We start from the raw sequence: 20,112 nt of genomic DNA, 5'->3' as shown, positions 1-20,112 counted from the left end.
CCAAAGCCGTGCCCTGGAGGTTCGGTTGGCACATGAACATTGCGGGGTTGCCATGGCATAAGCGCCAACTTAAGAATCTAAGTATTTGATTAAGTAAGACTAACGCCACCTCCCCGACCTTCAATAATGAGCTCCAAAACACGCCCCGGCAAACCCTGAAGCTTTCTCTTGCGCGGACGTTCACAAAGGCTTTTTACGTGGTCATCAATAAAGCGCTCATTTTTTGGAAAACAAGCCGTAAGTCCTGCCTTGATCTCATTGGCGATCGTGCGCCATAAACGCCAATGGGTAATCGAACGATCACCGTCCATTGTGGTAGCCGCCCGGCCGAATCGGCGCTGCGCTATTTTTTGAGTCACTGCAGCAAACAGTAACTTGCCGTGCAAATATAAATCCGCCAGCTTGCTGTCTTTTCGGGCGCGTAGCCGGTCGATATCAAGCAAGCTCTTTAGCCGCTTTATGACCAGCTCCACTTGCCAGCGAACCCGGTAGAGCTCAGCGATTGATTTCGTGTCGAGCAGCGCTTCGGGGAGCGAAGTAAAAATCAACACCCAGCCGCTCAGCATCAAGGTCTTTTGGCTCGCCGTGCGACCTTTATCACGCGCGCGTTGTTTCGCTTTGCGGCGTGCTTGCGCGCCTGTTCCGGCGGTAACGGCATCGCATGCACCACGCCTTCAATACGTTTGTCTTGATGGCACAGATAAACCGGTATCGCACCCGGCTGACCATTCAAATCGCGTATGCGCTGTTCCCAATCGATTTTAACACTTTCGGTTCGTTGCACCGTTCGTAAAGCGTCATGCTGTGTGGATTGTAGCGCAGTACGACGTGGCCGCCGCGATCAATGAGCGGGACTAAAGACTTCGGTTGGTTGTAGCCTCGATCAACCAACGCGACATCACCTGCAGTCAACTGATAGTGATCCAAGCTCTCGCCGACTTTATCGGTCGTGACGTTGACCTCGCGAAGTGTCAAGCTCATCAAGTCGATCGCCACATGCAAGCGATACGTTGTTTCTTTCGCGCCGGGTTCTTGCACGGTCGAACCGTCAATCACAATGAAATTCAAGGAGCCATTGTTGATCTGTTTATCCAATCCGAACACACGCTTCAGTAACGACTTGATCCACACCACGCAGGCCGCCAGTCGCTTGGTCACCGCCGTGTCGCTCAAATAGCCTTGAAGCTTGGCAACTTCGCCGGCACAGCTGCGCAACGACAAGTCCTGTCCGCAATACAACAGGACTAACTGCAATAATTGCAACGGTGATCGGATTTTCCGTGCCCGTGCAAACGCCTGTAATTCATAGGCCTGCTCCTGGAAATCTGCTGGGAGCTCTTGCAAAAAGTCATCAAAAAGGGTATCTGTTAGCTGTGGCTGCTTCATAGGGATTTTCACTTTCGTCGGTAAAAATACTCTATGTTGTGGCCACATCTTGATTTTTCAACTGTGAATCAATGCCTTGCGTCTTAAGTTGGCGCTTATGGGTTGCCATGGTACGCACAGCGTACCCTACGCGGTTCGTCTGGCGTTAGGTGATCCGCTAATGTTAAGTGACAATAAATGGTATCGAGGTCTCATTGGTTAAGATTGCAAAAGGGTAGTTTTTGACTTATGTATAACGATGAGCGCCGGAGCGTGGGAATGATAGGGGGTGTGAATAATTACTATCCAATAGATTAGAGGGAATATTTAGGTATTCTATTGAAATACTTCATGTGCTTCATGGTTATACTGACGAATTTATACCTTTCGCACTTCAAATTTCAGCAGTGCCTTAGGAGGCGCCGGGATATTGCAATCTGAAAAACAATAAAGGGAGCCAGAAGAAATACGATTATTCCGTTGCACTCCATTTCATGCGTCGATTCAAAATTGCAAAATGAAGTGCTTTTAGGGGAAAATAGGCGGTTTCGTGTAGCTTATGCTTTTCGAAAAGCATAAACGAGAGCATCGGCTTTGGCCTTCATCATTCCACACATTAACTCGCATCGAAACCACAGGCGAAAATCATGTCAATAGAGTCAAGACACATTCAGTTGATGGACACTACCCTGCGTGACGGCGAGCAAACGCAAGGCGTCGCCTTCACGCCGACCGAAAAAGTCAGTATTGCCAAGGCCTTGTTGCAGTTTTTGCGCGTCGATCGAATCGAAGTCGCTTCGGCTCGAGTGTCGGAAGGTGAAAAAGAAGCCGTCAGCCAAATCAATCAGTGGGCCCGGCAAGAAGGTTTCGCCGACCGCGTCGAAGTATTAGGCTTCGTCGATCATACGCGCAGTGTCGATTGGATTCGATCTACGGGCGGATCGGTCATCAACCTGCTGGCCAAAGGCAGCGAAAAACACTGCCGCGAACAACTCGGCAAGACGCTCGAACAACACAGCACCGAAGTTCTGCAAACCATCGCCTATGCTCACGAACAAGGCCTGAAAATCAACATCTACCTGGAGGACTGGTCGAACGGCTACAAAGATAGTCCCGATTATGTCTATGGGCTCGTGGACCGCTTGCGGCATAGCCCGGTCAGCCACTTCATGCTGCCGGACACATTAGGCGTCATGGCTCCGGACGAAGTTTTCAACAGCTTCCACGATATGTGCGGGCGCTACCCGGATTTATTGTTCGATTTTCATCCGCACAACGATTACGGTTTGGCGACTGCCAATGTTATGGCTGCGGTTAGGGCCGGCATCAGCGCCGTACATTGCACCATCAATTGTTTAGGCGAACGCGCGGGCAACGCATCCCTGGCTGAAGTCGCCGTGGTCCTCCGCGATAAAATGAACATGCAATTGTCCATCGACGAAAGTCATTTGGTACGCATCAGCAACATGGTGGAAAATTTTTCCGGCAAGCGCGTTGCCGCAAATGCGCCGATCGTCGGCGCCGATGTCTTTACACAGACCGCGGGCATCCATGCCGACGGCGACCAAAAAGGCGGTCTATACAAAACCCGCTTAGGACCGGAACGCTTTTCCCGAACTCATAGTTATGCCTTAGGCAAAATGAGCGGCAAGGCCTCGCTGAAAAAGAATCTCGAACGACTCGAAGTCGAACTTTCCGAAGAAGACCAGAAGAAAGTTCTCGCACGCATTGTTAGCCTCGGCGACTCCAAACAAACCATCACGACCGACGATCTACCGTTCATCATCGCCGATGTTCTCGAAAGCAAGAGCTATCAACATATTAAATTGCTGAATTGCTCGCTCAATAGCGGCTTGGACCTCCAATCCACGGTCAGCCTTCGCGTCGAAATCCAAGGCGAAAACCACCAAGCTACCGGCGCCGGCAGCGGCGGCTTCGATGCCTTCATCGACGCAATCAGCAAGGTGCTCAAAAAATACGACTACCGATTACCCGAACTAGCCGATTATGAAGTCCGCATACCGAAGGGCGGCCACGCCAATGCATTGACCGAATGCGTAATAACGTGGAATTGCGGGAACGAATTACGCAAAACTCGAGGCGTCCACGTCAATCAAGTATTTTCTGGAATCATGGCCACGATTAAACTGATCAACATTCAATTACATGAAATGAAATCCTCCGCTGAATAGCGGCAGACTCCGTGAACACAAACTCGACAACAGTCTAATTCACGATGTATTGAGTTTTAAATTTTTCCATTCACTTAAAAACATAAAAAATGAAGCATTATAAAATCGCAGTATTGGCCGGCGACGGCATCGGCCCCGAAATCACCCACGAAGCCCTCAAGGTTCTCAAAGTCATCGAAGAACGTAACGATGTTACCTTCGAATTGATGCCCGCCTCGTTCGGAGCTTGCGCCTACTTCGAAACCGGCGACGCCTTCCCGCAAGCGACCATCGATATATGCGACCAAGCCGATGCGATTCTGAAAGGCCCGATCGGCTTGAGCCATGAAGAAGCAAAAAAAATCCCCATCGACCAACAACCCGAGCGCGGCGCTTTACTGCCGATGCGCCGTCGCTACAATACCTACGCAAATTTCCGCCCGGTTTCTCTACCGAAATCTCTGGCGCATTTTTCACCGCTCAAGCCTGAAATTATCGGCGAAGGGATCGATCTGATCATCGTGCGCGAATTGGTCGGCGGCCTGTATTTCGGCGAAAAAGAAATGGGTGTCAACGACAAAGGACTGCGTTATGTCCGTGAAACGCTGGAATACGATGAGGAACAAATTCGTCGTATCATGCACGAAGCATTCAAATTGGCCAGTAAACGCCGCAAGTTGCTGCACAATATTCACAAAAGCAACGTACTGAAATCCAGCGTGTTATGGAACGAAGTCATGGAAGAAGTGGCCAAGGAATATCCGGACGTCAAGGTCGTCAACTTCCTGGTCGACGCGGCGGCAACAGCCTTATGCCTGAACCCGATCCAGTTCGATGTCATGGTCATGGAAAACATGTTCGGCGATATTCTCAGCGACCAAGGCGGCGGCATATTGGGATCTCTCGGCTTGATGCCTTCGGCCTGCATCGGTCCCGATAAAGCCTATTACGAACCGTCGCACGGTTCAGCACCGGATATCGCCGGTAAAAACATCGCGAATCCTTATTCCATGATCGGTTCGGTCGCGATGATGCTGGAAAACAGCTTCGATATGGCTGCTGAAGCTAAAAATGTATGGGATGCGATGCAAGGTGTTTTCGGCGACGGTTACTCCACCGCCGATTTGTCGAAACCCGGCAGCGGCGTGACGATGATCAGTACCGAACAATTTGGTGACAAAGTCGTGGAAAAATTGCGGAATATGCCCAAAGCTTAATCCTAGAAAGAGCAGTTGGCATGTGTTGTAGACCGTTCGTGCTGAGTAAAGTCGAAGCATGAAGGGTCTACAACACTTTCACCGGCCTGGTGAAGCCTCAAACTCCCGTTCGCCCTTCGACAGGGCTCTCCTGAGCGTAGCCGAAGGGGCTCAGGGCGAACGGGAGTTTGAGGCTCTCAATTGCTCTTTTCAGGTTAATAGTTGAAGTTAAACCACTTCGCTATTTCCCAAGCCCCCGCTCTCATCGTTATGCATAAGTCAAAAATTACCCTTTTGCAACCTTAACCAATGAGACCTCGATACCATTTATTGTGACTTAAGACTTTCGGCCTCGAGATCGCGATCAGAGGATCGCTCTCACAGAGCGGCCGCAGCTCTCTGATAGGGGTAGGGAAGATTTCTCTCCCCTCCCTCCGAACCGTGCATGCGGTTCTCCCGCACACGGCTCTCCAGTCGGTGGTTTCCTCATCGGGACAAGCTGGTGAGCAATGGTGTTATTAATTGGTGAACCCCATTACTCCGCGTTACCACGTCAGCCCGCAAACTCGGTTTGATTCGTTACCTTCGGCTCCCTTCAACGGCTGAGCCTCTTTAAGCCTTTTACCTGAGGTTGGCTTAATGGCCGTGACACCGAACGCTACCTCGTTTCCACCTTCCTACCCTTCTTTCCTATGGCCGGTTTTGCTAGCCGGCTTTTACCATCTTTTCCCCTCTCGGTTTAGGCTCGTGTTTGTTTTCTCTGTTTGCGCCTGGTTTCCCAGCGGTGCCACACTATCCTCGCCTTGCCTTGAGCTTCCTCGACTTACGGTAATATAAGGGTTCTGACTCCTGCCACGGTCACCTCCGTAACAGGTCTCCCCAGTTTCTTCACAATACCTTCTGAACATTCCACTCCCAACCACAAGGTAGGCCCATTTATCGTTTTATCTGCCACAACAACGTAAATGATGGTTTTCAGGCTTCGTCGACTCCCAGGGGACTCGCCGCCTTACCCCGCCGAATCGGATTCGCTTTACTGCGGACTGCTCTTTTGCCTCCAGTTGCTCTCCACCCCACCTCGCGGTGACGCAGTTACTTTCAGCTACGACGTTATGGCTTACGCCGACAGGGACTTACACCCTGCTGATTTTGTGCCCTCCTGGGCGCACTGGGAGCGACGCCTTCGTCGCGACTATCGAAGCCAGTAACCCTCAAACACCAATAGCCTTTCCGGACAACACAACAATTTAGCGCTCGGTCGCTACTTTTTGCACAATTAGGTATATTTATACTTATGTATAAAGACGAGAGCTCCCGCTTCCTGAGACCGACACAACCTCCACGCATTCTCAATCAACCCCGACTTACTCGCTCTATGTTCCTTGATTATCGGGAAGCTAGAGCTTCCTGGACAGATTACCCAAGCTGGAGCTTGGGTAACAGCATATTTTAGTCTTTGTAACCTCGATACCATTTATTGTAACTTGGTATTCTCGGCCTCAACATCGCGATCTGGGGATCGCTCCCACAGAGCACCCAACCCTTTTGCGGGAGCGACACCTTCGTCGCGATTTCGAGGCCGTGAGCGTTAAACGCCAACAAATGATATCGAAGTCTCATTGGCTAAGTAACTGTTTAAAAACTGCCTCCCGATTTTTCTCGGGCGCGTTACGCTAAACTTCGGTAAATAAATGATAGACAGTTATACCTTTCACACTTCAAATTTCGGCAGTATCTGAGGAGGCGCCGGGGTGTGCGGCAAAGGCTTTGCCAGCATGGAGCTGGCATAGAGCCTACAGGGATGTATTCACCCAGCACCTAAATTCCACAGCCCATTGGCTAGGATTAATTGTCTTGGATAATTTAGGTGCTGGGTTTACGGCGTCCTTTGACGGACACCCCTGCGCCGAATTTTGATCTGCGATGTGCATACTTAGCGAAGATAAACCCCGTCCGAACCAATCTTCCCCGCTCCGTTCAACACATAAATACCTGCCGAATTGGCTGGCACATGAAAACCCAGACAGCCGTTACCGACCGACATTTCCTTCCCGGTGATTGCGTCGCGATAAACGCCGTTACGGATATTTTCAACCGCAATGTCCTGATCACTTCCGATTGACAGGCCGACCACGGCATAGCTCGCTCCATCTTGAAAATCGCGTACGAATCGCATGCCGCTTCCCCACTCATGGATTTGGCTCATTTCGCCCTTTTGCAATGCGGGTATCGCTCGCCGGATCTGATTCAAGCGCTTGATGTGTTGATATAGCGGATGGCTTTGGGTCGTACCAATGTTCTCGTCGGTCAGATGATCGCCGAAATAGGCCCTACCGGTTTGATCGAGCGTGTCGTCGTTACCGATAACATCCTGCGGCGCACCTTTCATGAACTCGATTTCCTCGCCGTAGTACAAGCAAGGAATGCCGCGCACGGTCCACAACAAATTATAAGCGGCCGCCGCCATCCACTGCTCGCCTTTAAAGCGGAAACGAAAGTCGTTGTCAGGCCCGACATCGTGATTCTGTAGAAAGGTCACCAGCGTCGAGGCATTGCCGTAGATCCAATCCATTTCCAGCACCCTAGCCACACCTTCGAAGCTGCCCCGACTCAGATTATCGCGAAAGGTCGAGAACAATCCGAAATCGAGTTGCGGAAAACCGGAATCGCCGCCGGAATGCGGATTACGCGGATCGTGACCCAAGCGTGTATACCACCACGGACGAATAAACGAAGGCCCGTTGTCGCCGCCGCCGAGATCGCCCCAACCGTAGCCCTTGACCAAATTTTCCCCGAACACGAACAGCCCCGGCTTGTGCGCCTTCCAGGCATTGACGTATTCCAATAGATTGTCGCGCGGCACATGCTTGACCGTGTCGATGCGTAGCGCGTCGACACCCATGTCGAGATAACGGTTGACCGCGCCGATCAGATAATCCTTGACGTTTTGACGGTCGGTCGCGAGGTTGATGCAATCGCCGGCGATATGTTTCTTCTGAACGGCCTCGCTTTCCCAATCGCCGCCGCAGATAAAGCCGTGCTGCATGTACCATTCGGGATCGAGAGCTTGCGCGTCGATGCCGAAAAAACGGCCGGGATCGTAACCGGGTTTCGGAATCGTTTCGCCGGTCTTGGGATCTTGCAGCGGCAACTTGCCTTCGGGATCGCTATGATGCCTTTCACGATACCAGTCAGGAGCCAACGGGTTGTCGATGTCGTCGCGGTTCGGCCAAGTGTAATTGCCAAGATGGCCTTGATACGGCCCGTGGTCGACCCGACCTTGCTCCGAACCTTGCGGTACATAATATTTGATCGGCAGATGATCGATGTGCACCTTGCCGCGAATACCGTACTGGCAGGAATGATTGACGACGACATCCTGAATGATTTTGATGCCGCGTTTATGGGCTTCGTCGATCAAATCCTGATAGGTAGCATCGGGCGATTCTAGGCGTGGATCGATACGGGTCCAATCGTAGGCGTGATAACCGTGATAATCCAAACCGCTACGGTTCTCGACCGGCGGCGTGATCCAGATCGCTGTGAAGCCGAGATCGCGGAGGTAGTCGAGACGTTCGATCAAACCTTTGAAATCGCCGCGCCAATGCGGGTCTTCCGGTTCTCCGGTTTCAGGATTGAACTTGATGCGGTCGCGGCAGAAAAAACTGATGCTCGGGTCGCCTTCATTGAAACGAGCGGTCAGCAAGAAATAGATCGTTTCCTCACGAAAATCGCCCAATGGCCCGTTCGGATCGACCGGAACATGTAAAGGCTTCGCCGAAGCGTTTGAGCTCGACCGTGTCGCGGCTGAAATCCCGCTAAAGGCGGCCACTCGCGGATCGACGTTCTCTTCGCATTCATACCAATGCCCGTTCGCGTAATAGCCGCTGCAGGCGCAGTGCAAATCCTCAGTCTGCGAACCATTGCCATCGCTGAAGACCACGCTGGCGGACTTCGCGTCGTTGAAGCGGTAAACAAACCAGCCGTCGCCATCGGCCGTTACCGGCTCGCCCGGCCAATCTGTGCTATCGCCGCTCGGATAGGTATTCCAGTAATGGATATGAACGGAATCCGCCCAATCGGCGGGTTTGAGGAAACGTATGACGAGCTCGGACATGTGATTTTGGAGCAAATGGTGAATAGGAAGGATTTTAAGACAGGATGCGAGCCTTGAAACAGTAAACTAGCACTCTGCGCCGGGGATAATGGCAATTGAGCACACTCTTGTCAAGCGCCTGAGGTTAATCAAGAATATACTTATTGCTTCATCAAATTCCAATATTGGATTATGGAGGTGCAGGGAGTTTCGGCAAAAGCTTTGACAGCCCCTCGCCTAGCGAAAGATGAGAGATCATAGGGCTATGATTAACTATCTTGGATAATTTAGGCGCTGGGTTCACGACGTCCTTTGACGGGCACCTGGTGCCGAATTTTGATCTACGATGAGTATAAGAAGCATCACCAGGGCATTCCGCCGTCCTCAAAGACCTCATGGCAAAATTCTACGACACTCGCATCATAGATAGAACCCTTGCCTCGCTCAATCTCGTTCAAAGCCGCTTGCACTCCTAAAGCCGCCCGATAGGGACGGTGCGAGGCCATCGCTTCAACAACATCGGCGACAGCGAGAATGCGCGATTCCAAAGAAATCTCATCGCCCTTGAGTCCATGAGGATAACCGCTGCCATCCAAACGTTCATGATGTTGAACAACCATCTCGGCTATCGGCCATGGAAATTCGATGCCTTTGACAATTTCATAACCGATCGACGGATGGCTTTTAATGATAGTAAACAACATCGGTTCTAGCTTACCGGGTCGATTGAGTATTTCGATCGGTACGGCGATCTTACCGATATCGTGTATCGTCGCACCTAACCGCAATCCTTCCAAGCGATAAGCATCGAAACCCATACGCCTGCCGATTTGCACGGCCAACTCGGCAACTCGCTCTTGGTGCCCGGCGGTATACGGATCGCGCTTTTCAATCGTCATGGCTATCGCGCGAATGGTTTGTATCAATGAGCCTTGCAATTTCTCGGCAAAACGCTGCTGTTCTTCCTCGGCATGTTTGCGCACCGAAATATCGATGATACTGGCCCGGTATTCGGCAACGCAGCCTGTTTCGTCTTTTATTGGATCGATGCTAAGACTAACCCACAGCCCGCGCCCATCGGCACGGCGCATATTGAGCTCGATATCGCGAATGCTTTGCTCGCCGGCGAATAATTTCCCGACTTCCGTTTCCCCGAACAGATCGAAAATCGTGTTCGTTTCCAAAATAGCCCTGTCATATCCCAACATCTCGCATAACGACTGATTGAACTGCAACAAAACTCCGTTTTTGGGTGCAACAGATACATAAGCATTAGGCGCGTTTTCGTATAATTCCTCGTATCGATTCTCGGCGACTTTCAATACCGACTCGGTGTGCTCGCGCTCTTGTCGAATACGCAATGCTCGGATACCGAACGCCAAGTCGCCAGCCATTTCTTCGAGCAATCTCAACTCGGCTTGATCGAAGGCATCCGGCTCAGCAGAATCGAGCGTGATCGCACCTAAGGTTTCGTCATCCGAAATCAACGGTAGCGCGACCACTGACGCATAACCTTGTGCCAACGCGGCTTCTCGCCATGCAGGGGCAAAATCATGAGCATTATTGACGATATCTTTCAGAATAAACGTTTCCTTGTTGCGAATGGCGTAGGCGGCCGGATTACGTCCGCTTGCATCATCGGCCCAAGACAGCTCGGCCGAGGTAATCAAGTCGATATCGCCCCCGGCAAAAGCCATCGGACGAATCGTTTTTCGATCGTCGTGTTCCGCATAGCCGACCCATGCAAAACGGTAACCGCCGCTGTCGATCAAGATACGGCATATATCGTTCATCAAAGTTTGTTCTTGTTGCGCATGGACAAGCGTGGTATTGCACAGGCTCAGCGTGCGCAATGCCCGGTTGAGCCTACGCATTTCACTCTCGGCCTGACGCAACTCGGTAACATCCTGTACCGTGCCGATCATACGGATCGGTTCTCCCGCATCGTTGACAATCACTTCTCCGATTTCGTGAAGCACTCGCTCGACACCATCAGCACGTCGAATACGGTGATCGAGCTCATACTCATCGCCTCGCGAGAAGGCATTTTGCACGGCATCGGCCACAAAGTCGCGATCCTTCGGCGATATCGACTCAAGAAACCTTCGATAGGTCGCAACGAATTGTTGCGGCTTGAAACCGAACATGCGGTACACTTCGTCGGACCACGACAACTCGTCGGTGACAATATTCCATTCCCAACTGCCTAGATGAGCGATGTGTTGAGCCGCGGCCAAGTTCGTTTCACTGATCTGCAAATGAATCATCGTCTTGATGCGGCGGAGGGTGTTGACAATCATCTCGCCAACCGTTTGCAGTAGACGCTCTTCTTCTTCGTTCCAACGACGAAGACGCTTGACGGAATCGATGCCGATAAACCCCGAGAAAACGCCGCCGTAATTAAATGGTGCAGAAAGTAGCGAAAGTATATTCTCCCGCTTGAACTCCTCGCGCTCGAGGATAGCGACGGAAGGCAAGCGATTAACATCTTCTATCTTTACGCTCCTTCCGCTCATCAGCTCTCCGAACAACCACGGAAAGGATTCGACCGTAAATTTGCTTAGCGAATCGATTTGCGGCTCGATGCCTTCCGCACACCACTCGTGAGTATGCCCAAAAATATCTTCGGTATCGTCGTAATCGAAAATATACACCCGATCGACGTCTAAAAACCGGCCTAATTGCGTGAGGGTTTTCAAAACCACTTCATTGACTTGTTCCGGTCTAGCGTTACTCAAGTTCGAAGCGATTTCGGCAATCAAGGCTTCTAAACCGATACGATAGGTCAGTGCCTGTTCGGCCTGCTTGACTTCGCTAAGGTCCAGAACGGTCAAGACAAAACCTTCTCGCTCATCGTTATCGTTTACAATTCCCGCAACCGTTATAAAAACCGGCAACCCAAGACCGTTCGGCACATTCAATTCCATTTCGGCCGAAAAATCTTCGCCGTCTCGCTCGGCTTTATCGAATAGCGCTTGCAACTGCGACATGAAATAGGCCGTGACCAATAAACAGTCTCCCTTATTAAACAAGCGCTTGTTGCACTCGGGTTCGTGCGAATCGCAGCCTAGAAGAGCCCTCAAACTCGGGTTGCAAAAAATCACCCGGCGCTCGCAATCCAATATCATAATACCTTCGCCAGCCTGCTCTAGGGCTCGGTTCAATATTCTTCGACGCGCCTCTGTCTTGCGCAACTCGGTTACGTCTTCCAAAATATGAATCGCACTCTTGACGCTTCTATCCGCATGCATAATCCCGAAGGAGCGCGAAACGAATATATCTCCATTAGGTAGTTGTAATTCGTTTGCTTTTGCAAAACTGTCTTCCGGAAAATTACGGCATGCGGGCATCGGTTCATTCAGTTTCGGGAATAATTCGAAATACATGCGCCCAATGACTTGATCCAGTGTCATTCCCGCACGATCGCAATAAGCGGGGTTGGCTCTAACGATGCGCATCGCGGCATCGTGAATGAAGATAGGATCGCCAATCGCATCGAAAGCATCGTTCCAATCTTTGCTAATGCGCTCCAATCGTCGCCGACTTTCTTCCAATTCGGCGGTTCTTTCCCTAACTCTATCCGCTAAATAATCGCGCGCGTCGATCAATTCGATTTCAGTTTTGCGCAGGCGGCCATTCAGACGTATGAAATAAACAACAACGAGGCTTAATACCAACGGCGTCAGTATCGACAATAACAACCAATGCCAATAATGACGCAGAAAATCCTCAAAACCGATCCGGCCAACACCTTCATATGGGCTCAAACGAAGCTCACGCAATAAGTCATGCACCGGGCGGTAGTTATAAGCTACAGTCCAACCGGTAATTCCCGCTGCTTGAGCTGCAGAACTATCGTTTGACATCAACATTAACGCCGAGGCAACTTCGAGACTCAAAGACTCGGGTGTATCGGAGAGTTTGGCGAATGGCCATTCGGGATAAAGGCGAGTGCTGCTTAAATAACTGAAATTTTCATGCTGTATTGGGTTGATGATTTTCAGTTCATTCAGATCGATCTCACCTTCTTTATGCATTTGCTCCAAAGTATCGCTACGCGCGGTCCCGGCATCGACAACTCCATCTAAAACCGCTCGAACGGTCGCATCATGGGTATTAAGAAAACTTAACCGAGTATGCTTCTCCGGCATCACGCCCTGAGCCTGCATTTCACGCCAGGCCGCCAGATATCCGCCTAATGACGATTCGCTCACTGCTGCGAAACGCTTGCCTTTCAAGTCGGCGATTGTATTTATGTCATCCCGGTCCGCGCGCGCGAATATCACGCCGCTAAAAAATGTATTGCCGCGCCCACCATTACGCTTACGCATTGTAGCGATACGCCCCGCGCCATAACGCGCCTCGAAATCGACATAGATTCCCGAGTTCGCGACAAAAAAATCGACTGCGCCCGAAGCGACAGCTTTATCGATTTCGTTAAAATCTAACGGAACGATGGAAAAGTTTCGACTGGATATTTCATTCGCCAAATACTCGGCCGTCGGCAACCATTCGACCAAAGCGCGGTCCTTGCCCCGATTCGCCAATACGCCGATACGTACCGTATCGTCCGCGACAACAGACGCCGGTCTCAAGAGCAACATCGACAATAAAAACAAGATAATTAAGCGCAGCAGAAGCATATCGAACAATTTAATAGAGGAAGATTATTCTTGGGCTTTTAAGAATGACATACGAAGCCACCACCGGAACGGCTTAATTTCATTGAGCATCATAGCAGATAAACCTTAAACAACGGTTCGACCTAACAGCATACTCCCTTTTGATCGAAAAACCGCCTAAGCATAAAAGGCTACTCACTTAACGCGGGACAGTTTAAGGTTAATTCGTTCGTAGTGAGTCTGTCGAACCATGGGCGGATTAACCATCCACCCTTCGATAGGGCTCTCCTGAGCGCAGCCGAAGAACTCAGGGCGAACGGTTAATTCTTAGCGCTTTTGTCCCGCCTTAAGTGGGAAGCCGAATAAAAGGTATGAAATGCATCTAGCAAGGACCGCCGGTGTCGAATTTCGATCTACGGTATAACTCAAGAGCTTGCCTGAGTATCCCTGCTAACCTATCGGATGAGCGAAAGTTTTATACGAAAACGTAACAAGTTATTGAATTAAAATTTCATTCTTCATGATCTTCATAGTGAAATGCTTTTTCTAGGATAAAGGGAGTAAGTAATCACGTTAACGTTTATCGCACCGCGTTCTGTCTCGCAATACCGGAACATTGAGCTATCCGTAGCACTAATCCTTGCTTCATGTCATAGTCTCGCCTTCCCCAGCCTGCAACACATAAATAGTCGCTCCAATCACGGCGGCCGGCGCGACGATGATATTTACTATCGGTAAGGTTAATCCTACCATCGTGACGCCGCCGAAGCTCATCGAACCGAGACGAATGCTTTTGAGTATTTTACGTTGCTCGGAAAATAACAAACCGGCATTTTCCAATGGATAAGCCATGTATTCCAATGCCGCACCCCAGGCACCGAACAAACCCCATAAAAAAGGCGCCGCGATATTGATGCCGGGAATGATCGACACAATTAACAACGGCAATGCCCTGCTACCCAAATAACCGAAACGTTTGAATTCGGCCAGTATGATTTTGTTGACGGAGTGCTCGCCAATCTCAAGCTTTCGGCCCGTAATGAGTTCTGCCGATTTTGCCGACAATGCGCCGTAAAACGGCGCCGCAATCAAATTCGCCAAAATGGTAAACGTGAAAAATCCGGCGATAAAAAAACTGAGAAAAAACAGCGGCCATAAAACCCAGCTTAACCATGACAACCAGTCCGGCATAAAATGCGCTATGAGGTCGGCAACATAATAATACCCGAGTACCAACACCGCGCTATAGAGCACGAGATTAATCAAAACCGGAATCACGATGAATTTGCGCAATTCCGGCTTAAACGCCCAACGCAGGCCGCGAAAAAAACAACTCACTGCCCAAGCCGGATTATTGCCCCTTTTGGAAAATTTCATGATTTAAGACTCCCCATGCCATTTTCTGATGGATTCACTACCACGCCGCGTTCGGTCACGATCGCCGCAATTAATTCGACCGGCGTCACATCAAAAACCGGATTCCAAGCGCTGACCAAGGATTCCTGATTATAACTATCCGGTAACAGTTCATTAGGTTCGCGCTGTTCGATTTCAATACCGCTACCATCGGCAAGATTCCAATCGATCGTCGATAACGGAGCCGCTACCATTACCTTGACGCCATGCTGTTTGGCCAGTACCGCAAGCGAATAAGTGCCGATTTTGTTTGCGGTATCGCCGTTCGCCGCAATCCGATCGGCACCGACGACGATCCAATCGACCGCACCCGACTTCATCAACCAGGCGGCCGCTGAATCGGCTATCAAGGTCGCCGCAATACCGTCTTGAGCCAATTCCCAAACGGTCAGTCGGGCGCCTTGTAACCAAGGGCGGGTTTCTCCTGCAAAAACTTTATTTAAGCCTCGCCGGCAGGCGCTTCGAATCACGCCGAGCGCGGTACCGTAACCGCCTGTCGCCAAGGCGCCGGCGTTACAATGCGTCAAAACGCCTTTAGCCCCACCGATAATGTCGGCGCCTAACTCGCCTATTCGATGATTCGCGGCAATATCGTCCTGATGAATTTCTACGGCCAAGGCTTGTGTTGCCGCCACCGGATCTTCCGGCTGGGAATTTAAAAGAGCTTTCATCCGGTCCAAGGCCCAAAATAAATTGACTGCGGTCGGGCGCGATGCCGCCAGCCGTTCGATATCGGCAAACACCTGGTCAGACCAATTTACCGAACGATCATAGCAATGCAGCTTCACCGATAACGCCACACCGTAGGCCGCCGCAATACCGATCGCGGGCGCACCGCGCACACGCATCGTTTTTATCGCTTCAGCGACGCCCTGCGCATCGCGGTAGTCTTCATAAGCGATAGTTTCGGGAAGCAGCCTTTGATCCAGGACTTTTAACGAATCGCCTGTCCATTGCAGGGCTTGTACCGCTAATTGTTTGGGTTCAGTCATTGTTTATCGAATAGGTAGGAAAAAAAGTTATAATTCGGTTTTATCTTGCGATGCATTCTATCGACACACATTGCACGCAGGCTATTCATTTAAATTGGAAACCGTTCATGAAAGTCGATATTGCTATCAATGCCCGCTGGATTATACCTGTTGAGCCCGAATCCGTAACCTACGAGCACCATACGTTGATTATCGACAAAGGTCGAATCGTCGACCTATTGCCGACAACGGAAGCCTCGCAAAAATACCAAGCCGATTCGGTGGAGAATCTCGACCGACACGCCCTTATTCCCGGCCTAATCAACTGCCATACTCATGCCGCGATGACGCTATTGCGCGGCATTGCCGACGATTTACATTTAATGGACTGGCTGCAAAATCATATCTGGCCGCTCGAACACCAATGGGTCGGCGAAGCTTTCGTCCGGGACGGAACCGATCTGGCGATCGCAGAAATGATACGCGGCGGTACGACCTGTTTTAACGATATGTATTTTTTTCCGGAAATCACCGCGCAACAGGCTATACATCATGGCATACGCGCCGGGATAGGCATGATTCTCATCGACTTTCCGTCCGCTTGGGCCGAAAATGCCGATCGTTATATCGAAAAAGGCTTAGAACTGCACGACCGTCTCCGCCACGAACCATTGATCATAACTCCGTTTGCGCCGCATGCACCTTACACGGTCTCAGACGAACCGCTGCAGAAAGTCAGAACTTTCGCCGATGAACTCGATGTTCCGGTACACATGCATGTTCACGAAACGAAACATGAAGTCGATGAGGCATTCGAAAAATCCGGTACGCGCCCGATAACAAGACTCAATGAATTCGGCCTGATTAACCCCTCTTTCGTCGCTGTGCACATGACTCAATTGCTCGACGACGAAATCGAATTGTTCGCCAGCTCCGGAGCCCATATCGTCCATTGTCCGGAATCCAACTTAAAACTGGCCAGCGGCTTTTGTTCGGTCGCGAAATGCCTCGATGCAGGTATCAATGTCGCTCTGGGTACAGACGGGGCCGCCAGCAATAACGACCTGGATATGTTCGGCGAAATGCGGAGCGCCGCACTGCTAGGGAAAGCCGTCGCGAACGACGCATCAGCGATACCGGCCATGACCGCGCTTAAAATGGCAACAATCAACGGCGCCAAAGCCTTGGGCCTCGACAACGAAATCGGATCGTTGGCTATCGGCAAGTCGGCCGATATCGTAGCGATCGATTTGAGCGGCATCGAAACCCAGCCCATATATTGCCCGGTCTCGCAAATCGTCTACGCGGCAAGCAGACACAACGTTACCGACGTTTGGGTGTCCGGCAAACGCTTATTGAAACAACGGCGCCTGACAACACTTGACCTGGCCGATTTAACACTCAAGATCGACCTATGGCGGCAGCGCTTGTCTCGGTAATTCATACTGCCGTTAAATCCGCCGCTAGCAATAACCTAGTAATATAGTATACAATTATTCAACCTAAACGGTTCACTATCATGACAGTTACAGACAACGTACATCTTCACGAAATCAATAAATTCGGCTCGCTTGCGGAACGCTGGTGGGATACTAGCGGCGAGTTCAAAACTCTCCACGACATCAACCCGCTGCGAATCCGTTTCATTCAAGAGCATGCTGAGATTAACGGCAAGCGTATCGTGGATGTCGGTTGCGGCGGCGGCATTCTTTCCGAAGGACTGGCCAAAAACGGCGCAGATATGCTCGGCATCGACTTGAGCGAGGAATTGATCGATATCGCCGATCTACACGGACTGGAATCCGGCATCAACGCGCATTACCGCAAAATTAGCGCCGAAGCCTTGGCCGATGAACAACCCGAAGGTTTCGACCATGTCACTTGCATGGAAATGCTCGAACACGTACCCGACCCGGCATCTATCGTCAGAGCCTGCGCGAAGCTGGTTAAGCCCGGCGGCACGGTGTTTTTCTCGACGCTAAACCGTAAGCCGAAAGCCTATTTATTGGCCATCGTTGCAGCGGAGTATGTATTGAGAATGCTACCTAAAGGAACGCACGATTTCAAAACCTTTATTAAACCTTCGGAGTTGAGCCGCTGGGCACGCGAAACCGGGCTTGAGCTACAAAGCATGGCAGGCATCGAATACAATCCGTTAACCAAGCGTTTCAGTCTCGGCAAAGACATCGACGTTAATTATCTTGCCGCTTTCAAACGAGTCGACTGACTATGGTCTGCGATTTTAAGCTTTCTTGCGTGCTATTCGATCTCGACGGAACACTTGTCGACACCGCTCCGGACCTAATTGCCTGCCTGAATCACGCCTTGCTTGAACACGGCTTTGTAAATATCCCTAACGAATCGGTTAAGCCCTATATCTCATATGGCGCCGCAGCGATGGTTAAAGCCAGCATTGGCGATACCGTCCATGATGAAATTCGGCAGGCGGTTCTGAAAACAATGCTCGACCGATATCAAGACAATATCGCCGAATTCACGGTTTTTTTCGACGGCATGCCGCAATTACTCGAAGCCATCGAGTCACAAGGTCTTAAATGGGGCGTCGTGACCAATAAGCTTAAACGCTACACCGATCCGCTGATGCAAGCACTCGACCTGACGCAACGAGCAGCCTGTATCGTCAGCGGCGATAGCACCGGCAACAGCAAACCGCACCCCGAACCGATGCTGGAAGGCTGCCGACTGGCCGAAGTAAAGCCACACGAATGCGTTTATATCGGCGATGCGAGACACGATATCGAGGCCGGAAAAAATGTCGGCATGAAAACCTTGGCCGCGTTATACGGCTATTTAAAGCCGGAGGATGTTCCCGAGAATTGGGGCGCCGATGCCTTGATCGATCATCCCCGCCAAATCGATTCATGGATAAAGTCAACATTATGCAATTAACAGGAAAGGTCATTCTGATCACCGGCGCGGGCGGTGGCCTTGGCGGTACGGCTGCCTTGGCTCTCGCCAAACAAGGCGCTCAGGTTATTTTACTGGACAAAATCATCACTAAACTGGAATCGGTTTACGACAAGATCGTCGCTGCCGGCGCACCGGAACCGATCATGTACCCTTTTGACTTAGCCGGCGCAAACGAAAACGATTACCAGGAACTCGCCGACCGGATCGAAGCAAAATACGGCTCGCTGGACGGCTTGCTGCATTCGGCTGTCGAATTCAGTGCATTCGAGCCTTTAGTCTTGCATAAAACCAAAGACTGGGGGCATTCGTTGAATGTTAATCTAAATGCGCCCTTTATATTATGTAAAGTCTTGTTACCGGTCATGCAAAAAAGCGATTCCGCCGCCATTGTATTTACATCCGATTCCAAGGCGAGAACCGGCCAGGCCTATTCGGCGTCTTACGGCGTATCGAAAATCGCGCTGGAGGGCTTGGCCAAGATACTGGCGGAAGAATTGGAGTCGGAAGGAAAAATCAGGGTTAATACCTTGATTCCGGGACCTATCGATTCGCCATTTCGAAAAAAAGCCTACCCGGCCGAGGATAAAAGCCTGCTACCGGCAATGTCCTCATTAAATGAGATTTATACCTATCTTTTCAGCGCCGACAGTATCGGTCTTACCGGTCGCATCATCGACGCGCAAACCTTTAAGCAACAACCAACGAATTAGCATGGCTGAAAGAGAAAGCATCGTTTTAACGCGGGATGTCAATATCGTCACGATTCCCGACGGCAATAACGGCACCTTAAATAAAGGCACCGTCGTCACGATTCATCAATCGCTCGGTAACAACTACACGGTTGTCACCGATTACGGACACATGGTTCGCATCAACAGCGCCGATGCCGACGCATTGGGCAAAGAGCCTCACGAGCTCCACACCTTAGTCCGCGACACGGATCCTGACGCAGTCGAGAAAAACTGTTGGGAGGTCATGAAAACGGTCTATGACCCGGAAATCCCCGTTAACATCGTTGATTTGGGACTGGTTTATAATTGCGTGGTCACACCGACCGGGGAAGGCAAAAACAGGGTCGACATACAAATGACGTTGACCGCACCCGGTTGCGGCATGGGTCCCGTCATTCAAAGCGATGTCGAAAAAGCGATACGCGCACTGCCCGGCGTCGAAAGGGTCAATGTTGAAGTCGTACTCGATCCGCCCTGGTCGAGACACATGATGTCGGAAGTCGCGCAAGTGCAACTCGGCTTGTTTTGAGCGAAATTATTATACCCATCGCAGATCAAAATTCGGCACCGGGATGTCCGTCAAAGGCCCAGCACCTAAATAAGCCATGGTTTT

The 20,112-nt window shown here is 50.8% G+C and carries 14 protein-coding genes; 7 read left to right on the top strand and 7 right to left on the bottom strand.

The window, feature by feature from the left end; all coding sequences use genetic code 11:
- Positions 1–89 precede the first annotated feature (89 nt).
- From MEALZ_RS23385 to MEALZ_RS23375, 3 genes are read right to left on the bottom strand one after another with little or no spacing between them, the layout of a single operon-like run.
- Positions 90–566 (bottom strand): transposase, encoded by a 477-nt coding sequence (locus MEALZ_RS23385; RefSeq protein ID WP_048481327.1) that lies wholly within the window; start codon positions 564–566, stop codon positions 90–92.
- Positions 566–784, bottom strand: a complete 219-nt coding sequence (locus MEALZ_RS23380; RefSeq protein WP_162472930.1) for a hypothetical protein — start codon at positions 782–784, stop codon at positions 566–568. The genes MEALZ_RS23385 and MEALZ_RS23380 overlap by 1 nt, the downstream gene beginning before the upstream one ends.
- Positions 730–1,386, bottom strand: coding sequence for a transposase (locus tag MEALZ_RS23375; RefSeq protein WP_046061040.1), 657 nt, complete (start codon positions 1,384–1,386; stop codon positions 730–732). The genes MEALZ_RS23380 and MEALZ_RS23375 overlap by 55 nt, the downstream gene beginning before the upstream one ends.
- Positions 1,387–2,012: 626 nt before the next feature.
- Between MEALZ_RS23375 and MEALZ_RS07345 the strand changes: the two genes are divergently transcribed.
- Together MEALZ_RS07345 and leuB are read left to right on the top strand one after the other, a co-directional pair.
- On the top strand, positions 2,013–3,557 hold the full coding sequence (locus MEALZ_RS07345) for an alpha-isopropylmalate synthase regulatory domain-containing protein (protein ID WP_014147985.1): 1,545 nt from the start codon (positions 2,013–2,015) through the stop codon (positions 3,555–3,557).
- Positions 3,558–3,646: 89 nt separating this feature from the next.
- Positions 3,647–4,753, top strand: coding sequence for a 3-isopropylmalate dehydrogenase (gene leuB, locus MEALZ_RS07340; protein WP_014147984.1), 1,107 nt, complete (start codon positions 3,647–3,649; stop codon positions 4,751–4,753).
- A gap of 1,912 nt (positions 4,754–6,665) precedes the next feature.
- Here leuB and MEALZ_RS07335 read toward each other — a convergent pair.
- From MEALZ_RS07335 to mtnA, 4 genes are all read right to left on the bottom strand, one after another.
- The gene (locus tag MEALZ_RS07335; protein WP_014147983.1) at positions 6,666–8,849 is read right to left on the bottom strand and encodes an alpha-amylase family glycosyl hydrolase; all 2,184 of its coding nucleotides are present in this window, start codon (positions 8,847–8,849) and stop codon (positions 6,666–6,668) included.
- A 341-nt stretch (positions 8,850–9,190) separates the two neighbouring features.
- Positions 9,191–13,471 (bottom strand): PhnD/SsuA/transferrin family substrate-binding protein, encoded by a 4,281-nt coding sequence (locus MEALZ_RS20950; protein WP_014147982.1) that lies wholly within the window; start codon positions 13,469–13,471, stop codon positions 9,191–9,193.
- Between the two features lie 624 nt (positions 13,472–14,095).
- Entirely contained in the window at positions 14,096–14,827 is a 732-nt protein-coding gene (cysZ, locus tag MEALZ_RS07320) for a sulfate transporter CysZ (RefSeq protein WP_014147981.1), read from the bottom strand.
- Positions 14,824–15,858, bottom strand: a complete 1,035-nt coding sequence (gene mtnA / locus MEALZ_RS07315; RefSeq protein WP_014147980.1) for an S-methyl-5-thioribose-1-phosphate isomerase — start codon at positions 15,856–15,858, stop codon at positions 14,824–14,826. The genes cysZ and mtnA overlap by 4 nt, the downstream gene beginning before the upstream one ends.
- A gap of 107 nt (positions 15,859–15,965) precedes the next feature.
- Between mtnA and MEALZ_RS07310 the strand changes: the two genes are divergently transcribed.
- The 5 genes from MEALZ_RS07310 to sufT all read left to right on the top strand — a co-directional run bounded on the left by MEALZ_RS07310 (position 15,966) and on the right by sufT (position 20,028).
- Positions 15,966–17,276: a TRZ/ATZ family hydrolase gene (locus MEALZ_RS07310; protein ID WP_014147979.1), complete on the top strand. Its 1,311-nt coding sequence runs from the start codon at positions 15,966–15,968 to the stop codon at positions 17,274–17,276.
- A gap of 80 nt (positions 17,277–17,356) precedes the next feature.
- Positions 17,357–18,064, top strand: a complete 708-nt coding sequence (gene ubiG / locus MEALZ_RS07305; protein ID WP_014147978.1) for a bifunctional 2-polyprenyl-6-hydroxyphenol methylase/3-demethylubiquinol 3-O-methyltransferase UbiG — start codon at positions 17,357–17,359, stop codon at positions 18,062–18,064.
- Positions 18,065–18,066: 2 nt separating this feature from the next.
- Positions 18,067–18,747, top strand: a complete 681-nt coding sequence (locus tag MEALZ_RS07300) for an HAD family hydrolase (RefSeq protein WP_014147977.1) — start codon at positions 18,067–18,069, stop codon at positions 18,745–18,747.
- Positions 18,738–19,478, top strand: a complete 741-nt coding sequence (locus MEALZ_RS07295; RefSeq protein WP_046061433.1) for an SDR family NAD(P)-dependent oxidoreductase — start codon at positions 18,738–18,740, stop codon at positions 19,476–19,478. Before MEALZ_RS07300 ends, MEALZ_RS07295 begins: the two co-directional genes overlap by 10 nt.
- Position 19,479: 1 nt before the next feature.
- On the top strand, positions 19,480–20,028 hold the full coding sequence (gene sufT, locus MEALZ_RS07290) for a putative Fe-S cluster assembly protein SufT (RefSeq protein WP_014147975.1): 549 nt from the start codon (positions 19,480–19,482) through the stop codon (positions 20,026–20,028).
- The last annotated feature ends 84 nt before the right edge of the window (positions 20,029–20,112 follow it).

The organism is Methylotuvimicrobium alcaliphilum 20Z (genome assembly GCF_000968535.2).
Taxonomy (GTDB): domain Bacteria; phylum Pseudomonadota; class Gammaproteobacteria; order Methylococcales; family Methylomonadaceae; genus Methylotuvimicrobium; species Methylotuvimicrobium alcaliphilum.
Note: the sequence above shows the minus strand (reverse complement) of the source record. Positions and strands in the feature narration are given on the sequence as shown.